Consider the following 17578-nt stretch of genomic DNA (forward strand, 5'->3'; position numbering starts at 1 on the left):
CACCAATGACTGATGCACTTCCCGCCATCGAGATGGACTTTTCGCCCGGCGGCGCCCCGGTGGTGATCGTCGAAACGGTGAAGGTGACCGACCCCGCCGCGATCCTGCCGCTGGCCCCTGACCTTACGAAACCGGAATGGGTTTTCGCCTATACCGCGCTGGTCAACCATCTGGCGCAGGGCGCGCGGTTCGAACCGATCTATGACCCGGAGGAGTTCAAGACCGCCTACATGGCGAAATACAATGCCGAGGACCCCGAGGAAGTGCCCGATCAGGGCGTCACGCGGCTGCATGATTTCGGCATCCCCGATTTCGCCGCGATCTCGCCCCCGCATATGGACGGCGAAACGCTGATCTTTTTCGCCGAGAATGCCTATATGGGCATCCCGTATCGCGTGTCTATGAACCCCGGGCAGCAGCCCGATTATCAGCCGGTCGCGATTGTCGAATAAGGGCGGGCGGTCAAGGGGTAGTGGGTCAGTTTGAATTGTCTTTTTTGCGGGGCTTGTAAGGGCCGCGTTTTTTCGGCGCCGGTTGCGCCGCTTCCACCAGCGCAACAAGGTCTTCCACTTCCCAAGGGCTGGACACAAGGCCAGCAGCCATCGCGGGCGTCATGCGCAGCGTCTTGTGGGTGCGGCAGAAGTTGTAGTGCATGAAGTGCAGCGCCACGGCGTAAGCGTGATTTTCTGCCTTCTTGGAGAAAGCGTTGGTCAGGCGGGTGAAGCGACGCATCCCCATGCGCATGGTCAGGTTCTGGCGCTCAACGTGCGACGTTCCAACTTGCGCCATGTCAGGCTTGCCGAAGATCGCTTCCTTGATTGCCCCAGTGCATTCGGCGGGCGAATACTTGCGCTCGTGGCCTTTGGTGCCGGTCGGGTCGCCATACTGCTTGATCAGCATCGCATAATCCACATCGCCTGAGAAAGCATCGGCCACCGCCTTGAGGTAAGCGCCATGACCGTCCGTAGTCAGTTGAACGCGGGTTGCCAGACGGTCAGCCAGATCGAACATGAACTCGCGCGCGGTGGCGGCAGAGCGGTCGCCTACGGTGTAGGAGATCATCAGTTTGCTATCCCGGTCCATCGCGGTCCATGTCCAGATATCGCCTGCGTCAGCCGGAGCGGCTTTCGCCTCTGCTACGTTGCGTTCTTTGGCATAGCAGAACGACCAAATTTCATCTGCTTGCACATGCGAAGCTTTGACGCCGCGAACGTGTTCATCGTGGTAGGCGGCGCAAGCCTTCCCGGCATCTTCCAGCAACTTGGTAACGGTGTTTTTCGACACGTCCGCAATGCGCGTGGTCGCGCGGATGGAGTTGCCTTCCACCAGAAGGCGGAGGATCAGGGCGCGAGTTTTGGTGTCCAACTGTCTCATGCCTCACTTTTATTTCATATTGAACTTTAGTCAAGCATTTCCTGTCGCCACGAAATGAAAATGGGTGACGGTTGCCCGCCACCCCAGTTGAGTTACAGTGAGCCTCTTAGGCCGCATCTCGCATAGCCCAGAAGCCAAAGACTACGTTGTCAGGTCAGCGACTGCGCCAGTGGGCGCAGACATGCTCGACCCGGCCAAAGCGAACGCGCTCGTATGCGTTCACAAAGACACCATGCGACATGTCCCGTCTCCTTATGAGAGGGTTCCCCTTGAAATGGGGCGCAGAAGGTGTCAGATTCTCAGCGTGACCAGAGCATCTGGCAGGGCATCTGCGCCCCGCTACTTTGCCGCCTAGGGGGCCGACCGCAGAAATGCTGGTCGGCCTTTCCCTTTAGTCCCCCTGCAACGCCGAGCGGCTTCCGGAGCAGGGCTTACTCGGTCTTTTCAATTCCTATCCTCGCAACGACATCTTGCGGGGCGAGACGCGCTCTCCCCATAATCCGGACAGTAGCGCACCTGATCCACACCTTCAAGAGCAAAAGTAACCGTGATTGCTCTTGCTGAGTAATGGTGCTATCGTCCTGTCGAGACGCAATTGGAGAGAGTCATGAACACCAAACCTATCCGGAGCCCAGCTTACCCGAGCATGTCTCTCGGCGATGCGATTTCCGCTGTCGGAAAGATTGAGGCGCAGTACCGGTCATCACCGGTGGACCGTGAGAACGGGGCAAAACTGATCGGCTATTCAAGCCTGAGCGGCCCGGCGAACAAGGCGCTGGCGGCCCTCGCTTCGTTCGGATTGGTTGAGCGGGCTGGAAAGGGTATGATGAAGGTCACGACGCGAGCGCGAATGATCTTACACGCCCGCACCGAACAGGAGCGCGTCGATGCACTTAGGCAAGCTGCGACTGAGCCTCAACTCTTCAAAGATATTCGGGAGCGTTTTTCGGATATTGAAATGCCACCAGAAGATGGCGTGCGGACTTACCTGAACCGTGAGGGGTTTAACCCGACTGCGGTAGGCCCGGCGGCAAAGGCTTTCTTGGCAACCATGCGATACATCGAGGAACAAGGCGCAAGCGAAAGTCATGGTCGCGCAGCGCCGACGGTGGCAGAAACAATCTTGCCGGACGATAGGTTCGGCGGAGCGGCCATCGGAGACCTTGTTCAATGGGAAAGCGGCGGCGCGCTTCAGTTTGAAACACCTCGGCGCGTTCGATGGGTCTCAGATGATGGGGCTTGGCTGGCCGTTGAGGGGAGCGAGACAGGCATCCCAATGGACCAAGTTACGATAGAATCAGTGGCCAAAACTTCGCCGCCGAGGGTTTCTCCTCCGCCAGAGGTCCGGCCCGAGGTCGCAGCCGAAAAAGGCTTTTCTGAATGGTTTCGCGCAAAAGTCGGCGCAGACAAACTTGTGACCATTAATTTTAAGGGCGAGGGAGAAATCGGTCCCAAGGAGATTCAGAAGATGATCCTAGTGCTGGAGGCGCAAAAATCCGCGCTGGAGGACTAGTTGCCCCACCGGGTCTTGGCCGCTTTCTGGGCGATAGCCGCGCGCTCATCAGGCGAGAGCTTGTCGGCTCTCGCCTTTCCACCCTTAAGGCCCCCATCGCGCTGGGCCTCATGGTCTGGCAGCGGCACAGACGACTCACCATCCGTCGCCAGGTCCACGATGAACTTGGCAAGCTGGTTGGCGTCGCGGGGGCGTTTGGGTTTGTCTGCCATGGCCATAAGATAGTGCCTGTCCGCGCTGGGCGCAAACCCTGCCTCACGCGCGCGTGAAACTTTCTGATTTCAAACTGACCCACTACCGGTCAAGGTCATGCCGAGGGAGCGCCAGACCACAAGTGGCGTGAGAGCGGTCCGACGCCCGCCGGGCGGGCGCATCCGCGCCGCCGCTTCAGCCCTTGGGCTTGTCGCCCCGCGTTGCGCGGACCGTGTCCCACAGCGCCAGCAGCACCGTCAGCCCGACGATGATCGTCAGATCCAGCCGCTGCACCTTGGTCACAAGGATGCCCAGAAAGGCACAGAAGACGGCAAAGGCGGCCCAGGCCAGCACTCGGTTCATCATGCCTCGATCCTTTCCTGCAGCCCGGCGACATGCCGCAGCATCCAGTTCGCGTTGCGCAAAAGCCGCGCGTCATCGCCGCGCCGCGCGACCATCTGTAGTCCCATCGGCAGGCCGCTTTCCGCATGGAACAGCGGCAGCGTGATTGCCGGTGTGCCGCACAGCGTCCAGAGCCCGTTGAAGACCGCGCTGCCGGTGGAGGACAGCCCTTCCGGCGCCGCGGTCGGTGTCGCAGGGCACAGGATCGCGTCGCAACGGTCGAAAATCTCGTCCAGCCCCGCATTCAGCACCTCGCGCCAGTCCAGCGCGGCCAGATAGTCGCGGGCGAGGATGGATTTGCCCTCCTCCAGTGCGGCGCGCATTTCATCGGACAAAAGGTCGGGGCCGCGTCGTTCAACATGGAAGTAGAACTTTGCCATCTCCGCAAAATTGATCCGCTGGCGGATCGCGGCAGCCTCGTCAAAGGCATTTGGCAGCGGTGTCTGAAAAACCTGATCGCCCAGCGAAGCGGCCAGTTCCTCCATGGCGGCGCTGGTCTCGGAACAGGCAAGCCCGCCCTCGGGCAGCGAGACCATGGCGAAAGTCGGGGCGACAGGAACCCGCGCCCCGGCGGTCGTGACAAGACGCGGGGCGGGCAGGGGTTCGGTCGCGGGATCGCGGGTATCGTGGCCTGCCAGCGCCTCGGCCAGAAGGGCCGCACCCGCAACCGTCAGCGCAAAGACACCGACCGTATCCAGATGCGGCGATTGCGTCAGAATACCCGTGCGCGGGATCAGGCCGAAGCTGGGCTTGAACCCCACGACACCGCAATAGGCCGCCGGGCGGATGACCGATCCGCCGGTCTGGGTGCCGATGGCCAGCGGCACCATCAGCGCCGCCACCGCCGCCGCCGATCCGGCCGAAGACCCCCCCGGCGTATGGGCGGGATCATGCGGGTTGCGCGTCTTGCCGGGATGCAGAAACGCCCCCTCGGTTGTGACGGTCTTGCCCATGATGATGGCGCCCGCCGCCTTCAGCCGCGCGACGACCACGGCATCCTCGGACGGAACGCGGCCCGCATCCACCGCGAAACCGTTCGCGGTTGGAATGCCCTTGGTGTCGATGATGTCCTTCACCCCCACCGGCAGCCCGTGCAGCGGGCCGATGGCGCGTCCCGACTGGCGGCGGGCATCCAGCGCCCGGGCCTGCGCCAAGGCATGATCGCCGTCCAGCCAGGCCCAGGCCTGCACCTGCGGTTCCAGTTCCGCAATCCGCTCAAGACAGGCCTCGACCAGTTCGACCGCGCTTAACGCGCCCCGGGCCAGCCGGTCGCGCAGTTCCACCGCACCAAGCGCCAGCAGGCTTTGCGCAGTCACACGCTTAACAGGCACAGGCTTAACGGGCGCCATAGAACAGCTCCGGCAGGTAGAAGACGATTTGCGGATAGGCATACATCAGCGCCATCGCCATGAACACCATGCCGACATAGGGCAGCACCCCGGCGAAGATCTGCGTCAGCTGGATATGGGGCGGCGCGATCCCCTTGAGGTAATAGGCCGACATCGCCATGGGCGGCGTCAGGAACGAGGTCTGCAGGTTCAGCGCGACCAGCACCCCGAAGAACAAGGGGTCGATGCCAAAGACCGGCAGCAACGGGAGGAAGATCGGCACAAAGATGATGATGATCTCGGACCATTCCAGCGGCCAGCCCAAGAGGAAGATGATGAGCTGCGCCATGATCAGGAACTGGAAGGGCGTCAGATCGAAGGATTTCACGAATTCCGCGATCACATGTTCGCCGCCCAGATAGGAAAACACCGCCGAGAACACATAGGACCCGACAAAAAGCCAGCATACCATCGCGGTGGTCCGCACGGTCAGATAGACGCTTTCGCGCAGGCGCTCAAAGCTCATCGCGCCATAGGCGACGGCCAGCACCATGCCGCCCAATGCCCCGATGGCCGCAGCCTCGGTCGGTGTGGCAAGCCCGAACAGGATCGACCCCAGCACCGAGAAGATCAGCAGCGCCAGCGGCAGGAATGAGGTTGCCAGCATCCATGCCAGCCGCAGGAAGGGTACATCGGGCACTTCCTCCTTGGTCGGGCGCGGCGCCAGTTTCGGGTTCAGCATGGCGCGGGCGATGATATAGACCAGATAGAGGCCCACCAGCACCAGCCCCGGCAGCAGGGCCGCCGCATAAAGCCGCACGATGGAAACCCCTGATGAGGCCGCATAGACGATCAGCATGATCGAGGGCGGGATCAGGATACCCAGCGTGCCGCCCGCGCAGATGATGCCCGATGCAAAGCTGGCATCATAGCGAGCCTTGAGCATGGCAGGCAGCGCCAGAAGGCCCATCAGGGTTACCACTGCACCAACGATCCCCGTGGCGGTTGCAAACAGCGCGCAGGTGATCAGCGCCGCGACCCCCAGCGATCCGGGCATGTTCTTGGTCGCGACCGCCAGCGTGTCGAACAACCGGCCGACGATATTGGCGCGCTCGACGATATAGCCCATGAACAGGAACAGCGGCACCGCCGTCAGCACCTCGTTCGACATGACCGTGTAGGTCTGGTTCACGAAAAGGTCGAAGATCCGGTTGTTGTAGAACCCCTCGACCCAGAGCGAGACACTGTCCCACCAGCCCGCATCTTCATCCAGCCGGTTATAGCCGCGCCACATGCGCGAGGGATCGTAATAGGCGAAGTAGCCAAAGCCGATGCCAAGCGCCATCAGCGTGAAGGCGATCGGAAAGCCCAGAAAGACGAAGGCGATGAAGATGCCGAGCATCAGCAGGGCGACTTGGGGATCGGTCACGGGAAAGCTCCGGTTCTGGACGCGGGGGCAGGGGGCAGGTCGCAGGGCAGGCGGGACTCGGGGTCAGGCACCTGTGGACCTCTCGGCCCGTTCGGCCTCGGCGCGTTGCTTGATCAGCAGGGCCTCGGTTTCCTCGACATCCTCCTCGGCCTCGATCCAGTAACCATCGCGCAGGCACAGGATGCAGCGGAAAACCTGTGCCAGACCCTGTATAAGCAGAAGGATCCCCGCCGCGACCATCACCGATTTGAACTGATAGATCGGGATCCCTGCGGGACTGTTGATGCTGACCTCGGCATAACCCCATGACCGCGATGAGTATTTCCAGCCGGTCAGGGTCAGGGCAAGAATGCCCGGGAAGAAGAAGAGGATATAAAGGACCAGATCGACCAGCGCCTGCCGCCGGGGTGCCCATGTGCGATAGATGAAATCGCCCCGCACATGGCCGCCGCGCGACAGCGTATAGGCGCCGCCCATCATGAACAGCGTGCCATACATGATGAAGGACACGTCCAGCGACCATGGGGTGGGTTTGTTGAACACATAGCGCACCAGCACCTCATAGCTGACCCCGAAGGTCATCAGCATGATAAGCCAGCCGAATGCCTTGCCGAACCATGCCGACAGGCGGTCGGCGAAACGGATGTAACCGAGCATGAAGGGTCCTTGCGGTCAAAGACCCCGGAGGCACGGATCAGGTGCCTCCGGGGATGGGATCAGCGATGCGGAAAGCCGGTCAGAGCTTCAGCTTGCCGGGGAAGTAATGCTCATAGGCCAGACCCAGATCCGGGGCGCCCATCAGCTCGTAATAGGAGACTTTCTCGACCCAGGCGCGCTGGCTGTCCATGACCTTCTTGTTGTAGGGGTCGGTTTCCAGATCGGCGATCAGCGTATCCCATGCCTCAAGCTGGGCTGCGAGGATTTCCTTGGACGTGCGGTGCACGGTCACGCCGTCCTGCGATTGCAGCTCTTCCAGATCCTTGGAATATTCGCGCATCGCCAGCGCAAGGTTCGACGTGGCCGATGCCTCGACGCCATATTTCAGGATCGCCTGAAGATCGGGGTCGAGATCGTCGAAGAAATCCTTGTTGAAGGTGAATTCGAACGCCTCGGACGCCTGATGGTAAGAAGACAGATAGTAGTTCTTGGCCACGTCCTGCGCGCCGAAACGACGGTCGGACGAGGGGTTGTTGAACTCGAACGCATCAATGACGCCGCGTTCCATCGCGGGCACGATTTCACCGCCCGGAAGCTGGGCGACCGACATGCCCATCTGCTGCAGCAGATCGGCGGCAAGACCCACGGTGCGGTATTTGAAGCCCTGGATATCGGCGACGCTATTCACGGTGCCCTTGAACCAGCCGAAGGGCTGGGCGGGCATCGGCATCCCCATGAAACCATAGACATTGAGCCCGAGGATATCCTGCGTCAGTTCGCGGTAAAGTTCCGCCCCGCCGCCCTGATAGAACCAGCCCAGCATGGTGGTGGCCGAACCGCCATAGACCGGCCCGGTGCCGAAGAACGAGGCCGCCTTGTGCTTGCCATACCAATAGACCGGCACGGTATGGGTGGCGTCGATCACGCCGTCATGCACCGCATCCATCACCTGAAAGGCGCCGACCACCGCCCCGGCGGGCAGCAGATCAACCCGCAGGCGGCCGCCTGACATCTCTTCGACCCGGGCGGTGTATTCGCGGGCGAAATCCATCCAGATATCCGAGGCAGGCCACGACGTCTGCATCTTCATCACGAGCGGGGATTGCGCCAGAACGGCGGGTGCTGCCAGCACCGACCCGGCGGCGGCCCCTCCGGCCAGTGCACCGGTGCGCAGGAAAGAGCGGCGCGAAAGCGCCTGCTTGTTGGAAACGGTCATATCATCCTCCCAGATGGTCTATCCCGGGTTTTGCCCGGTGACATTGGTCATTTTTGGTCACCAATTCTGGCAGTTCAGCAATTATCACTCGTTAAAGCAACAAAAAACCGAAGGAATTGGCAACCCGGTGGCTGAATACTCCCGGGGCGCGACACTTTCTGCGAAAGTCCGCTCCGGTCGGGCTTGCCGTTGGTCCCGCGCTTTCAGGCCTTGTCTGACCGCCAGCGGCATAGCTGCAGGGTTGGTGGCGCGGCATGACCGGTCTTGTGATGCCGGGCGGGGCGGGCAATGCTGCGCGCGGACCGGGCCGCAGACGCGGCCGGAAAGCCAGTGACAAAGGGGGAAAGAATGAATTTCGATGTGGCAGACCTGCCGCCGGGGCTAGCCTACAAGCTGCTGACCGCGACCATCGTGCCACGCCCGATCGGCTGGGTTTCGACGATCGGACCCGGGGGGGCCGTCAATCTGGCGCCGTTCAGCTTTTTCAACGCGATGGGCGGTGCCCCTCCGGTGGTGGCGCTTGGCCTGATGCGCGCCCCGGCGGGCGGGCGCAAGGATACCGCCCGCAATATCGCGGATCAGGGTGAGTTTGTGGTCAATCTGGTATCCGAAGATCTGCTGCCGCAGATGAGCATGACCAGCGCGCCCTTGCCCCCCGAGGAAAGTGAGCTTGAGGCGGCAGGACTGACGGCACTGGCTTCCGTCCATATCGCCCCGCCACGACTGGCCGAAAGCCCGGTTTCCTTTGAATGCCGGACCCTGCACTGCCTTGAGACCGGTCCCGACCAGATCCTTGTCGTGGGTTCGGTTCTGGCCATCCATGTCGCCGACCGTTTCGTGCTGGATGCCGAACGCGGCCATATCGACACTCCGGCGCTTGGGCTGGTGGCGCGGATGCATGGGGCAGGCTGGTATGCGCGCAGTTCGGATCTTGTGCAGCTTGACCGCCCGGCAGGCGGTGGCAGGCTCTGACCGCAAGGCGGGAATCCCGCGCCGCCTTGCCCTGCGGCGGGCCGGGTGGCATTGAGGCCGTGACAGAACCGAACCGGGAGAGAACCATGCTCGACGAATCCGCCAAGGGTGTTTTCACCATCGCGGTCACGCCTTTCCTGCCCGATGGGGCGCTGGATCTCGACAGCGTCGGGCGGATGACCGATTTTTATCTGGAAAAGGGGGCCACGGGCCTCACCATCCTCGGGATCATGGGGGAGGCGGGCAAGCTGACAGCGGCGGAATCGATGGCGGTCGTGCGGGCGGTGACGGCGCGGGCCGGCGTTCCGGTGGTCGTGGGCGTCTCGGCCCCCGGTTTCGCGCAGATGCAGGCACTGGCCACCGAGGCGATGGAGGCCGGGGCGGCGGGCGTGATGGTCGCCCCGACCCCTGCCTTGCGCAATGATGACCAGATCGCGGGATACTATCGCAATGTGGCCGAGATATTGGGGCCGATCCCCTTCGTGCTGCAGGATTTCCCGCTGGTGACCGGGGTCACGATCCCCACCTCGGTCATCCTGCGGATCGTCGAGGATTGCCCGACCATGGTGATGCTGAAACATGAGGACTGGCCGGGGCTGGACAAGATTTCGGCGCTGCGGGCGGCGTCCGATGCCGGGGCGCGGCGCATTTCAATCCTTTGCGGCAATGGCGGCCAGTTCCTGCCCGAGGAGGTGGCGCGCGGGGCCGATGGCGCGATGACGGGCTTTGCCTTTCCCGAAATGATGGCGGGCGTTGTCGCCGCTGCCGAAGCGGGCAAAATGGAGCGCGCGCGCGATATCTTCGATTGCTACCTGCCGCTGGTGCGCTTTGAGGCGCAGCCGGGGCTGGGGCTGTCGGTGCGCAAGTATATTCTGGCGCGGCGCGGCGCGATTGCCCATGCCACGCTGCGCAAGCCCGGTGCGGGCCTGAACGCGGCGGGCATTGCCGAGGTCGAGGCCCTGATCGCGCGGCAGGACCGGCGGCTTGCGGCCCTTGGCTGAGGTTTCGACGGCGGGGCTCCGGCATCGCGATACCTTCGGGGCGCATCCATGCCGCCCCGAAGGCCGCTGTGCCTGAACGGGCGAAAGGACGGCATGACCGGATTTGTCATGCGGCAAAGGCTTTTCAGCGGCGTCGGGCAATGGCACTCTGGCGCAGGTTTGGTCAAGGACAGGATGGTGACATGAGCCCCCGGACATTGCGACGCATTCTTGGTTCCGCCGCGATTGCGGCCTGTCTGACCAGCCCCGCCGGGGCGGAGGACCGCAGCGGCATGAACCTTGCCGAAGGCACCCCCGCCGCGCAGAACGCGGCCCCGGGGGGCGTCGCGCAATTCGCGCTGGCGCAGGATCTGCATGCTTTGGGCCTGCAGCTTTCGGATGCGCTGCTGGTGCTGACGGCGGCGCGGATCGCCTCGGGTGTGGTGCTGACCGATGTGACGCGCGAACGGCAGGGAGAGGCCGCGCCTTTCGTGATGACCGGCGAGGCCGCCGTTGCATCCTTGCCCGACAGCGCCCGGATGCTGGAGGATGCCCGCACCCTTGCCGGTGAGGATGAGCTTTTGCTGTCACTGGCCGATGATATCGAGGCCGAAGGCGCGCGTGGCCGGATTGGCGGGGCCTCGCGTGAGACCGTGCGGCTGGCGGCCGGGTCCAGCGATGTGTGGAAAGTGCCCTTCTATGGCGAGGCGCAGGCCGAGATCGGGGTTTCGGGCGGCGGGGATATCGCCTTTTCGGTCGTGGTCGAGGATGAGAACGGCAACCGCATCTGGTGCCCCGCCGGAATGCGGGTCAGTTTCTACTGCGATTTCACGCCGCGCTGGAACGGGTTCTTTCTGGTCACCGTTTCGAATACCGGGGCGGCGGAAAGTTCCTACATGCTGCTGACGAACTGACCGGGCAGGGCGTTGGGCAAGGGAAAGGCGGGTCCGCTGGACCCGGTTTTTGCTTTTGTGGCATCGCGTCTGCCGCGCGCGGTCATGAAGCGGTGGGGGAGCGCCGCCCAGCCGCCCCGACCGGCAAGGGACCGGCCCGCCACCAAACCTTGCCCCATAACCTGACAAGCACCAGGTCGTTTTGCTTCTTCAGCAGAAAAATTGCTCTCCCCCGGGATCGGCGTCAAAATCGGGCTTTCGCGGCACCGGGAACGAGCGTCTGCTATGCGGACGGAGCGGTTGATGAGGGATATACTTGTCCTAAGCGCCCGGAGGTGTGGAAAGCCGGTGCCAAGCATCCCTAAATTGTGGCTGATCGTAGGCCTTCGGTTGGAGCCAGTATGACTGCACCCCGCCGCGGCTCTTTTCGGGATCGCTGTGAAAACAAAGATCCGCAACCTCCTGCCGCCTCAAGATGAAGCAGGTCGGGGTGTCCGATTTCGCGTTGACCGTAATGATCCACCAATCCGACCGAAGGTTGCCCAGATTCGATCCCAGCCCAACCGGAGCTCTTTTAGACAGGCCCTTGCTCTGTACACCGAAAATGACGGTCTCTGCATCGTTGGCGCAATACAGGTCGCTTCCCTTCGCGTTCCGCGTCGTGGGCATCACGTTCCAGCCCCTCTTTGAAAGCTGCCATGCGACATAGTGCATGGCAGCATTTCCCGTCGCCTGCGATGATCTTACATCCACGTTGGTGCCCTCAGCCCCTATTCGAGGGAAATCTAGTCTTACCCTATCCTATCTGACAAGTCCGACACGGCTTGCGCTGCGCCGTGCCCGAAGGTCTCTGATGCCCTCCTTTCAGCCGTTCTCTGTGCGCCGTCCCGATGGCCGATTCCGCGGCACCGGTGCGCGTGGCGCGTCTGGTGTACGGCAAGCCTGTCTGACAATGAAGGCAGGTCCTGCGTCGGACAGGATTTTCACCTTACTGTTTACAAAGGAAAATTCATCGCATTCGAAGCAGAGCCTTGTGGCAATTCCCACAACCCGGCCACCACGGCCCCGCCAGGGCGGACGCCAGAGGAGGCATATGTGGCCAACGCAAAAGACCCCCCGACCGGTGCCGGGGGGTCTTGCCATGTTTGCGGGCGCGCTTCGCGGATCAGTTCGCGCCGATCACCGAATTCAGCCAGGGCAGGTAGTTCGACACCCGCGTATAGGCTGAAAACGGCGCGGTCTCGTCACAGCCCTTGCCGCCCGCACCCGACAGGCCCCAGCTGACCACTCCGGCCTGAATGAAGTTGCCATCCTGCAACTGCACCATCAGCGGCCCGCCGCTGTCGCCCGAACAGGCGGTCTTGCCGCCCTCATAGGTGCCCGAGCACAGCATATTCGTCGACATCGGGATCTTCGCCCCCGCGACCAGCACATCCCAGGCGCGATAGGCGTCGTCCTCGTTCAGCCCGAAGACCTGCACCGCATGGGCAAAACCCTTGACCGCCTCTTCTGCCAGATTTTCCAGCATGACCTGATTGCACAGGTTGCGGTCCATCATCTGGATCTCGACCTGCCGCAACTGTTCGGGATGGCTGCCGCCCTCGGTCAGGCCCCAACCGGTGACAAGGGTGATGACGCCGGGCTGATCAAGGTAATCGCCGAATTCCGCATCCGGCACGGTGATGGTGGAATAGCGGGTCTGCGGCGCGCGGGCCAGCTTGACCAGGGCGATGTCATTGTCAAACTCGGTTCCGCGATAATCGGGATGCACGAAGATCCGGTCAACCGGGACCAGATCGCCCTCACCCGGGGCGATGGTGTTCGTGCCGGCCAGAACCGAAATGGCGCGCGGGTTCACATCGCCGAAATTGCCATCATTATCGGCCATATGCACGCAATGCGCGGCGGTCAGCACCCAGCGGTCCAAGAGCATGGAACCGCCGCAGAAATGACCCTCGGGCGACATCGGCGCGCCGTTGATCATGAACCCCACCTGCCAGGGCCAGGCACCGGGTTCGGCAACCTGCCCGCCGATGATCCGCGCGCCTTCCTCGGCCGTTTCGGCCTTCTTGACGCGGGCGGCCTTCAGCCCGGCTTCGGCAAAGGCGAAGGGCGAGGCCAGCGCGGGGTTGGCCGCCTGCGCTGCCGCGCCAGCGAAATCGGGACGGTCCTGCGCCAGGGCGGGCAGGGCCGTCAGGGCGGCGGTCACAACAGCCGTCAGGGCCGGAATCGGGAAGGCCGGAATCGGGAAGTCTCGGGTCATGGAATGGTCCTTTCAGAAAGACCCGCCGGGGCGGGCGGTAAGGCATCAGGGGCGGGATGGCGCCAGCACCGCAACGGGCTGGGACAGCAGGGTCAGGGACGGGCGGCGCAGCGCAAAGCCGCGGTTCGCGCCCCCTGTTTCAGGGTCAAGCAGCACCCCGACCGCCGAGAGCAGCGTCTCGGAGGGCGCGCAGCAATCGGCGGTGCGGGGCAGGTCGCGCAGCCGGTCCGGCGTAGCAAGCGCGGTCAGATCGCCGCGCCGTCCCCGCGCATCGGGGGGAAGGGCCAGCACAAGGATTTCCTCCTGCGCCGCCGCATCCGGGGTGGTCGCCTCGATCCGCAACCCGATCCGGGCGCTTTCCCCCAGCCCCAGCCGGTTGGACAGGTTCCGCACCGGCCAGATCGGCGTGATGGTGAAGTCCTGCGCCAGATACAGAACGGTGACATCCTGCGCGCTGCCTGACCGGTTGGTGACGGTCAGCCACAGTTCATCACAATCGGCGACGCCGCGGGCGGGGTCATGCGCGGTTTCCGGGCCGCTGGCGCGACAGGCGCCCCCGGTGCGCTTGCCCGCGCGGCGCTCGACTTCCAGCGTCAGGGGCGGGCCGCCGATGCCCAGACCGCGCCCGGCCATGCCGGCCAGCACCGCGCGGGTGCGCAAGCTGTGGGCGGCGTTTTCCAGCAGGCGGGCGGTGGCCTCGTTCAGGGTCTCATCCGCGCGGGGGCGGGCGCGCAGGGTTGAACCCGGTCCTTTCGGATCCAGCACACCGTCCGACAGCGCGAAGGCCAGCACCCCGCCGGTTTCTACGGGCACCAGATCGGGGCGGGCCGCATCCTCGACCGCAAGCCCTGCCGCCAGCGCCCCGGCAATCGCCTGCTGCGCGGCCGGGCTGGCCCCTTCGGGCAGGGGCGCCAGCCGCAGAGGCGGCGGCGGGGCGGGGCTTGTGACCTCAACCCAGCCGCCCCGGGGCAGGGGGTGGGCATCCAGCGGGTCAAGCTGCGCGGAACGCGCAGTCAGCGCGGCCAGCCTTGCATGGGCAACCGGCGCGCCACCTGACGGCGTTTCGAACAGCGCGACCTCGCTGCCTTCGGTCAGCCCCTCCAGCAGGCCAACCGTCAGTTCCGCCCCGGTCGCGGGGTAACGCTGCGGCAGGTCAGCCAATCCCCCGAAAACCGCCGCCTGCAGCAGTGGGCCTTCGCCATCGGGATCCTGCCGGACCGAACCCTGGCGCATCTCCTGCCGCGCGATGGTCAGCATCTGTTCCCAGCTTGCATCGGGCAGGCTGCGCAGCGCGCGGGCCAGCGCCAGCGTGAAGGCCCCATGCCAGGGCTGCCCCGCAGCCAGCGGAAATTCGAAGGACCGCTGATCGGGCTGTGAGGAGTAGAGAAAGGCGAAACCGCCCCCCGTCAGGCCCGGGTCAGGTCGCGTCAGGGGCGGATCGGGCAGATCATCGGGAATGCCCAGCAGATCGGGCGCGATCTCGCGCGCAACACCCTGTCCGCCCGCCGCGCGAAAGCCGGTGCCGGAATGACAGGCATCGAGGATCGCGATCAGCCGCACGCCGCGCCCGGTCAGCCCCTGTGCCCAGTCATGCAATTCGTCATCGACAATCGCATTCCCGACCATGGCAACTGCGCCGTTCCAGCCCGAGGCATCACGGGGCAGCAGGATCTCATCCGCGCCGCCGCCCTCATCCCCGTTCAGATCGGGGGCCTGACTGCCATGGCCCGAGAAATAGAACAGCACCGTGTCGCCGGGGACGGTTTCTTGCGTCAGGCGGTCAAGCTCGGCCATGATCGCGGCGCGGTCGGGCAGGCCCCGGCGCAGACCCTGCGGCAGATCGGGATGATCCGGCGCGGTGGTCAGCGCGGTGATCCGCGACGCCGCGACACCACGTTCGGTCAGCACCTGCGCCATGAGTGCCACGTCATTGGGCGGGCCCTGCAGATCGGCATCCAGATGCAGGTAGTCACCGACCCCGATCAGCAGGGCACGCACTTCGGCCACCGCAGGCAGCGGGGTCAGGATCAGGGCCGGCAGGCCAAGGACAAGGGCAATCAGGTGCGGTTTCATGGCAATACGATAGCCGCGCCGCGCAACCCCGCAACCCCCCGAACGGAGGTGACGGGATTTGTCATGCGCAGTCCCCGCTGTGGCGGTGAACCCGGTCATGGTACGGTTCCCGGCCAGTCGATTTCCAGCGCGAAACCGCTTTCGGTTTGCGGCAGATGCAGTTTTGCGCCATGGCGCGCGGCGATCGCCTGCACCAGCGCCAGACCCAGCCCGTGACCGGGTTTGTCGCGGTCGCGCGCGCCGCGGGCAAAACGCTCAAACCCGCCTGCGCGCAGCTCCGGGGGCAGGCCCGGGCCGGTATCGCGGATCGACAGCAGGATGCGCCCGCCGCCCTTCGCATCCCCGCTCCCGGCACCGCCTTGCGTCAGGGCCAGATGCACGGCATCGCCGGGGCGGCAGTATTTCACCGCATTGTCCAGCAGATTAGCCAGAATCTGCCCGATCAGCGTTGCATCGCCCAGAACCCTCAGGCCAGGCTCGACCCCCTCGGTCAGGGTCAGGCCCTGATCCTCGGCCAATGGGGCGTAAAGCTCGGCCATATCCGTGCAAAGGGCTGACAGATCCACAGGCCGCAGGCCCGAACCGTCACCCTGATCCGCCTCGGCCCGGGAAATATCCAGCAACGCGTCGAAGACACGGATCGTCGCGCGGATCTCCTCCTGCAGTTCGGCCTGCCGCGCGGGAGGGGCGTCCAGCGCCGCAACGCGCTGCGCGATCCGGTTCAGGGGGGTGCGCAATTCATGCGCGATATGATCCGACAGGCGGTGCGTCGCCCGGTTCAGCGCCGATATGCGGTCCAGCATGGCATGGACATGGGTTTCCAACTGGCCGAATTCATCCGGACCCGCCGGGCCGGGAAGGCGGGCCTGCAAGTCACCCGCGGCAACCCGGTCGGCCAGCCGGTTGACGCGGGCAAGACGCGCCATGACCCGGCGCGCCGCCCACCATCCGGCCAGTGCGGAGGCCAGCAGCATCGCCGCCCCCAGCCCCGCCATGCCACGCCTGAGTGCGGCCAGCGTGGCATCCATCGGCGCCAGCGATTGCGCGACCAGCAGTGGAAAGCCGCCGGGCAGCAACCGGCCCACCCCCAGCCAGCGCTGCCCGTCTTCGGTGAAGACCTGCGCCTGATCGGTGCCGAACCCGGCCCTGAATCCGGCCCCTGCGGGCGGCAGCGCGCTGGGCCAGTCGCTGCGCGTTCCGGCCAGCCATGCCCCGGCGCGGTCCTGCAGCAGCAGCATCTCGGCCCCGCTGGCGCTGGCGGCGCGATAGGCGATGGCCTCACGCAGGGCGATCACGCGGCGCTGGTCGTAAAGCGCGCCGAAGCCCTCCATCTCGGCGGCCAGCAGCCGGTGCTGCGCCTCCATCAGCCGGTCGGAGATCAGCCGGTATTGCAGCGCCATTCCCGTCAGCGACAGCGCGATCACCACCCCGGCCACAAGCGCCGCCAGCCGCAGCGTCGCCCGGGGCCTGCGGGGGGGCGGGGACGATTGCGGTGACGGCAGGCCGGGCAGGGTCACGTCGCGTTCCGCGACAGCGGGGTGAAGACATAGCCTTCGCCCCGCGCGGTCTGGATCAGCGGGCGGCCCGCCGCTTCTTCCAGCTTGCGGCGCAGGCGGCCGACATGGACATCGACGACATTGGTGCCGGGGTCGAAATGCAGGTTCCAGACTTGTTCCAACAATTGCCGCCGGGTCACGACCTGCCCTTCATGGCGGGCGAAATGCACGATCAGATCGAATTCGCGGGGCGACACCGCGACATGCACCCGCCCGACATGCACGGTGCGCGCCTTCAGCCGGATCTCCATATCGCCGAAGGCGATCAGGTCATGGCTTTCGCTCTGGGTTCCGGCGCGGCGCAGCAGGGCGCGCAGGCGGGCGCGCAATTCCTCGGGCGCATAGGGTTTGGCCAGATAATCATCTGCGCCTTTCTCCAGCCCCTCGACCCGGTTTGCGGCGCGGCCCAAGGCTGACAGCATCAGGATCGCCGCTCCGCCCCCCGCCCCGGCGCGGATCCGCGCGATGGCATCCACCCCGTCGCCCCCCGGCAGCATCCGGTCCAGCACGATGACACTGTGCCGCCCGGTCGCGGCCTCGTTCAGCCCGGCGTCAAACGTGTCACACAGAACGGCCCGGCAGCCAAGCGCTGCAACCTCGGCAGCGATGGCGCATGCGGTGGGGGCATCATCCTCGACGATCAGGATCGAGGGCGACGGATCCCGTGCCGGATGATCGGATGCGGGGCAGGAGTGTGGATCGGTCATCGGGGGTATCCTTTGCTGCGCGG

The 17578-nt window shown here is 64.6% G+C and carries 16 protein-coding genes; 5 read left to right on the plus strand and 11 right to left on the minus strand.

Annotated features, from left to right (window positions below; all coding sequences use genetic code 11):
- Window positions 1-5 precede the first annotated feature (5 nt).
- The gene (locus JL811_RS02875; RefSeq protein ID WP_202686791.1) at window positions 6-452 is read left to right on the plus strand and encodes a hypothetical protein; all 447 of its coding nucleotides are present in this window, start codon (window positions 6-8) and stop codon (window positions 450-452) included.
- Between the two features lie 25 nt (window positions 453-477).
- On the opposite strand, the gene JL811_RS02880 is transcribed toward JL811_RS02875, so the two are convergent.
- Window positions 478-1374: an IS1 family transposase gene (locus tag JL811_RS02880; RefSeq protein WP_202686792.1), complete on the minus strand. Its 897-nt coding sequence runs from the start codon at window positions 1372-1374 to the stop codon at window positions 478-480.
- Between the two features lie 607 nt (window positions 1375-1981).
- Here JL811_RS02880 and JL811_RS02885 point away from each other — a divergent pair.
- Window positions 1982-2887 (plus strand): hypothetical protein, encoded by a 906-nt coding sequence (locus JL811_RS02885; protein WP_202686793.1) that lies wholly within the window; start codon window positions 1982-1984, stop codon window positions 2885-2887.
- On the opposite strand, the gene JL811_RS02890 is transcribed toward JL811_RS02885, so the two are convergent.
- From JL811_RS02890 to JL811_RS02915, 6 genes are all read right to left on the minus strand, one after another.
- A complete protein-coding gene (locus JL811_RS02890; protein WP_237684745.1) occupies window positions 2884-3105 on the minus strand; it encodes a histone H1 in 222 nt (73 codons plus the stop codon). The genes JL811_RS02885 and JL811_RS02890 overlap by 4 nt on opposite strands.
- 169 nt (window positions 3106-3274) lie before the next feature.
- Complete coding sequence (locus JL811_RS02895; RefSeq protein ID WP_202686794.1) at window positions 3275-3445, minus strand: hypothetical protein; 171 nt, start codon at window positions 3443-3445, stop codon at window positions 3275-3277.
- Window positions 3442-4830 carry an amidase gene (locus tag JL811_RS02900; protein WP_202686795.1) on the minus strand — a complete coding sequence of 463 codons (1389 nt, stop codon included), beginning with the start codon at window positions 4828-4830 and terminating at the stop codon, window positions 3442-3444. The genes JL811_RS02895 and JL811_RS02900 overlap by 4 nt, the downstream gene beginning before the upstream one ends.
- Window positions 4817-6238, minus strand: a complete 1422-nt coding sequence (locus JL811_RS02905) for a TRAP transporter large permease subunit (protein WP_202686796.1) — start codon at window positions 6236-6238, stop codon at window positions 4817-4819. The genes JL811_RS02900 and JL811_RS02905 overlap by 14 nt, the downstream gene beginning before the upstream one ends.
- 63 nt (window positions 6239-6301) lie before the next feature.
- On the minus strand, window positions 6302-6895 hold the full coding sequence (locus tag JL811_RS02910) for a TRAP transporter small permease subunit (RefSeq protein ID WP_202686797.1): 594 nt from the start codon (window positions 6893-6895) through the stop codon (window positions 6302-6304).
- Between the two features lie 79 nt (window positions 6896-6974).
- Window positions 6975-8111 carry a TRAP transporter substrate-binding protein gene (locus JL811_RS02915; RefSeq protein WP_202686798.1) on the minus strand — a complete coding sequence of 379 codons (1137 nt, stop codon included), beginning with the start codon at window positions 8109-8111 and terminating at the stop codon, window positions 6975-6977.
- A 348-nt stretch (window positions 8112-8459) separates the two neighbouring features.
- Here JL811_RS02915 and JL811_RS02920 point away from each other — a divergent pair, with 348 nt between their 5' ends.
- The 3 genes from JL811_RS02920 (at window position 8460) to JL811_RS02930 (ending at window position 10977) form a co-directional block, all read left to right on the plus strand.
- Entirely contained in the window at window positions 8460-9083 is a 624-nt protein-coding gene (locus tag JL811_RS02920) for a flavin reductase family protein (RefSeq protein WP_202686799.1), read from the plus strand.
- Between the two features lie 86 nt (window positions 9084-9169).
- Window positions 9170-10084, plus strand: coding sequence for a dihydrodipicolinate synthase family protein (locus JL811_RS02925; RefSeq protein ID WP_202686800.1), 915 nt, complete (start codon window positions 9170-9172; stop codon window positions 10082-10084).
- Between the two features lie 182 nt (window positions 10085-10266).
- Complete coding sequence (locus tag JL811_RS02930; protein ID WP_202686801.1) at window positions 10267-10977, plus strand: hypothetical protein; 711 nt, start codon at window positions 10267-10269, stop codon at window positions 10975-10977.
- A gap of 1144 nt (window positions 10978-12121) precedes the next feature.
- On the opposite strand, the gene JL811_RS02935 is transcribed toward JL811_RS02930, so the two are convergent.
- The 4 genes from JL811_RS02935 to JL811_RS02950 are packed head-to-tail and all read right to left on the minus strand — an operon-like array spanning window position 12122 to window position 17555.
- Complete coding sequence (locus tag JL811_RS02935; protein WP_202686802.1) at window positions 12122-13219, minus strand: serine protease; 1098 nt, start codon at window positions 13217-13219, stop codon at window positions 12122-12124.
- A 45-nt stretch (window positions 13220-13264) separates the two neighbouring features.
- Window positions 13265-15391 (minus strand): caspase family protein, encoded by a 2127-nt coding sequence (locus JL811_RS02940; protein ID WP_202686803.1) that lies wholly within the window; start codon window positions 15389-15391, stop codon window positions 13265-13267.
- Window positions 15388-16809, minus strand: a complete 1422-nt coding sequence (locus JL811_RS02945) for an ATP-binding protein (protein ID WP_202686804.1) — start codon at window positions 16807-16809, stop codon at window positions 15388-15390. The genes JL811_RS02940 and JL811_RS02945 overlap by 4 nt, the downstream gene beginning before the upstream one ends.
- The gene (locus JL811_RS02950) at window positions 16806-17555 is read right to left on the minus strand and encodes a response regulator transcription factor (RefSeq protein WP_202686805.1); all 750 of its coding nucleotides are present in this window, start codon (window positions 17553-17555) and stop codon (window positions 16806-16808) included. Before JL811_RS02950 ends, JL811_RS02945 begins: the two co-directional genes overlap by 4 nt.
- Window positions 17556-17578: the final 23 nt, after the last annotated feature.

Source organism: Szabonella alba, from assembly GCF_016765775.1.
GTDB classification, from domain to species: domain Bacteria; phylum Pseudomonadota; class Alphaproteobacteria; order Rhodobacterales; family Rhodobacteraceae; genus Szabonella; species Szabonella alba.

Bases quoted from the DNA above. Each gene is read 5' to 3' on its own strand.
- JL811_RS02900 (WP_202686795.1), bottom strand. From the start codon at position 4,830: ATGGCGCCCGTTAAGCCTGTGCCTGTTAAGCGTGTGACTGCGCAAAGC.
- JL811_RS02915 (WP_202686798.1), bottom strand. From the start codon at position 8,111: ATGACCGTTTCCAACAAGCAGGCGCTTTCGCGCCGCTCTTTCCTGCGC.
- JL811_RS02930 (WP_202686801.1), top strand. From the start codon at position 10,267: ATGAGCCCCCGGACATTGCGACGCATTCTTGGTTCCGCCGCGATTGCG.
- JL811_RS02895 (WP_202686794.1), bottom strand. From the start codon at position 3,445: ATGATGAACCGAGTGCTGGCCTGGGCCGCCTTTGCCGTCTTCTGTGCC.
- JL811_RS02885 (WP_202686793.1), top strand. From the start codon at position 1,982: ATGAACACCAAACCTATCCGGAGCCCAGCTTACCCGAGCATGTCTCTC.
- JL811_RS02875 (WP_202686791.1), top strand. From the start codon at position 6: ATGACTGATGCACTTCCCGCCATCGAGATGGACTTTTCGCCCGGCGGC.
- JL811_RS02925 (WP_202686800.1), top strand. From the start codon at position 9,170: ATGCTCGACGAATCCGCCAAGGGTGTTTTCACCATCGCGGTCACGCCT.
- JL811_RS02940 (WP_202686803.1), bottom strand. From the start codon at position 15,391: ATGACCGGGTTCACCGCCACAGCGGGGACTGCGCATGACAAATCCCGT.
- JL811_RS02910 (WP_202686797.1), bottom strand. From the start codon at position 6,895: ATGCTCGGTTACATCCGTTTCGCCGACCGCCTGTCGGCATGGTTCGGC.
- JL811_RS02920 (WP_202686799.1), top strand. From the start codon at position 8,460: ATGAATTTCGATGTGGCAGACCTGCCGCCGGGGCTAGCCTACAAGCTG.
- JL811_RS02890 (WP_237684745.1), bottom strand. From the start codon at position 3,105: ATGGCCATGGCAGACAAACCCAAACGCCCCCGCGACGCCAACCAGCTT.
- JL811_RS02880 (WP_202686792.1), bottom strand. From the start codon at position 1,374: ATGAGACAGTTGGACACCAAAACTCGCGCCCTGATCCTCCGCCTTCTG.
- JL811_RS02935 (WP_202686802.1), bottom strand. From the start codon at position 13,219: ATGACCCGAGACTTCCCGATTCCGGCCTTCCCGATTCCGGCCCTGACG.
- JL811_RS02950 (WP_202686805.1), bottom strand. From the start codon at position 17,555: ATGACCGATCCACACTCCTGCCCCGCATCCGATCATCCGGCACGGGAT.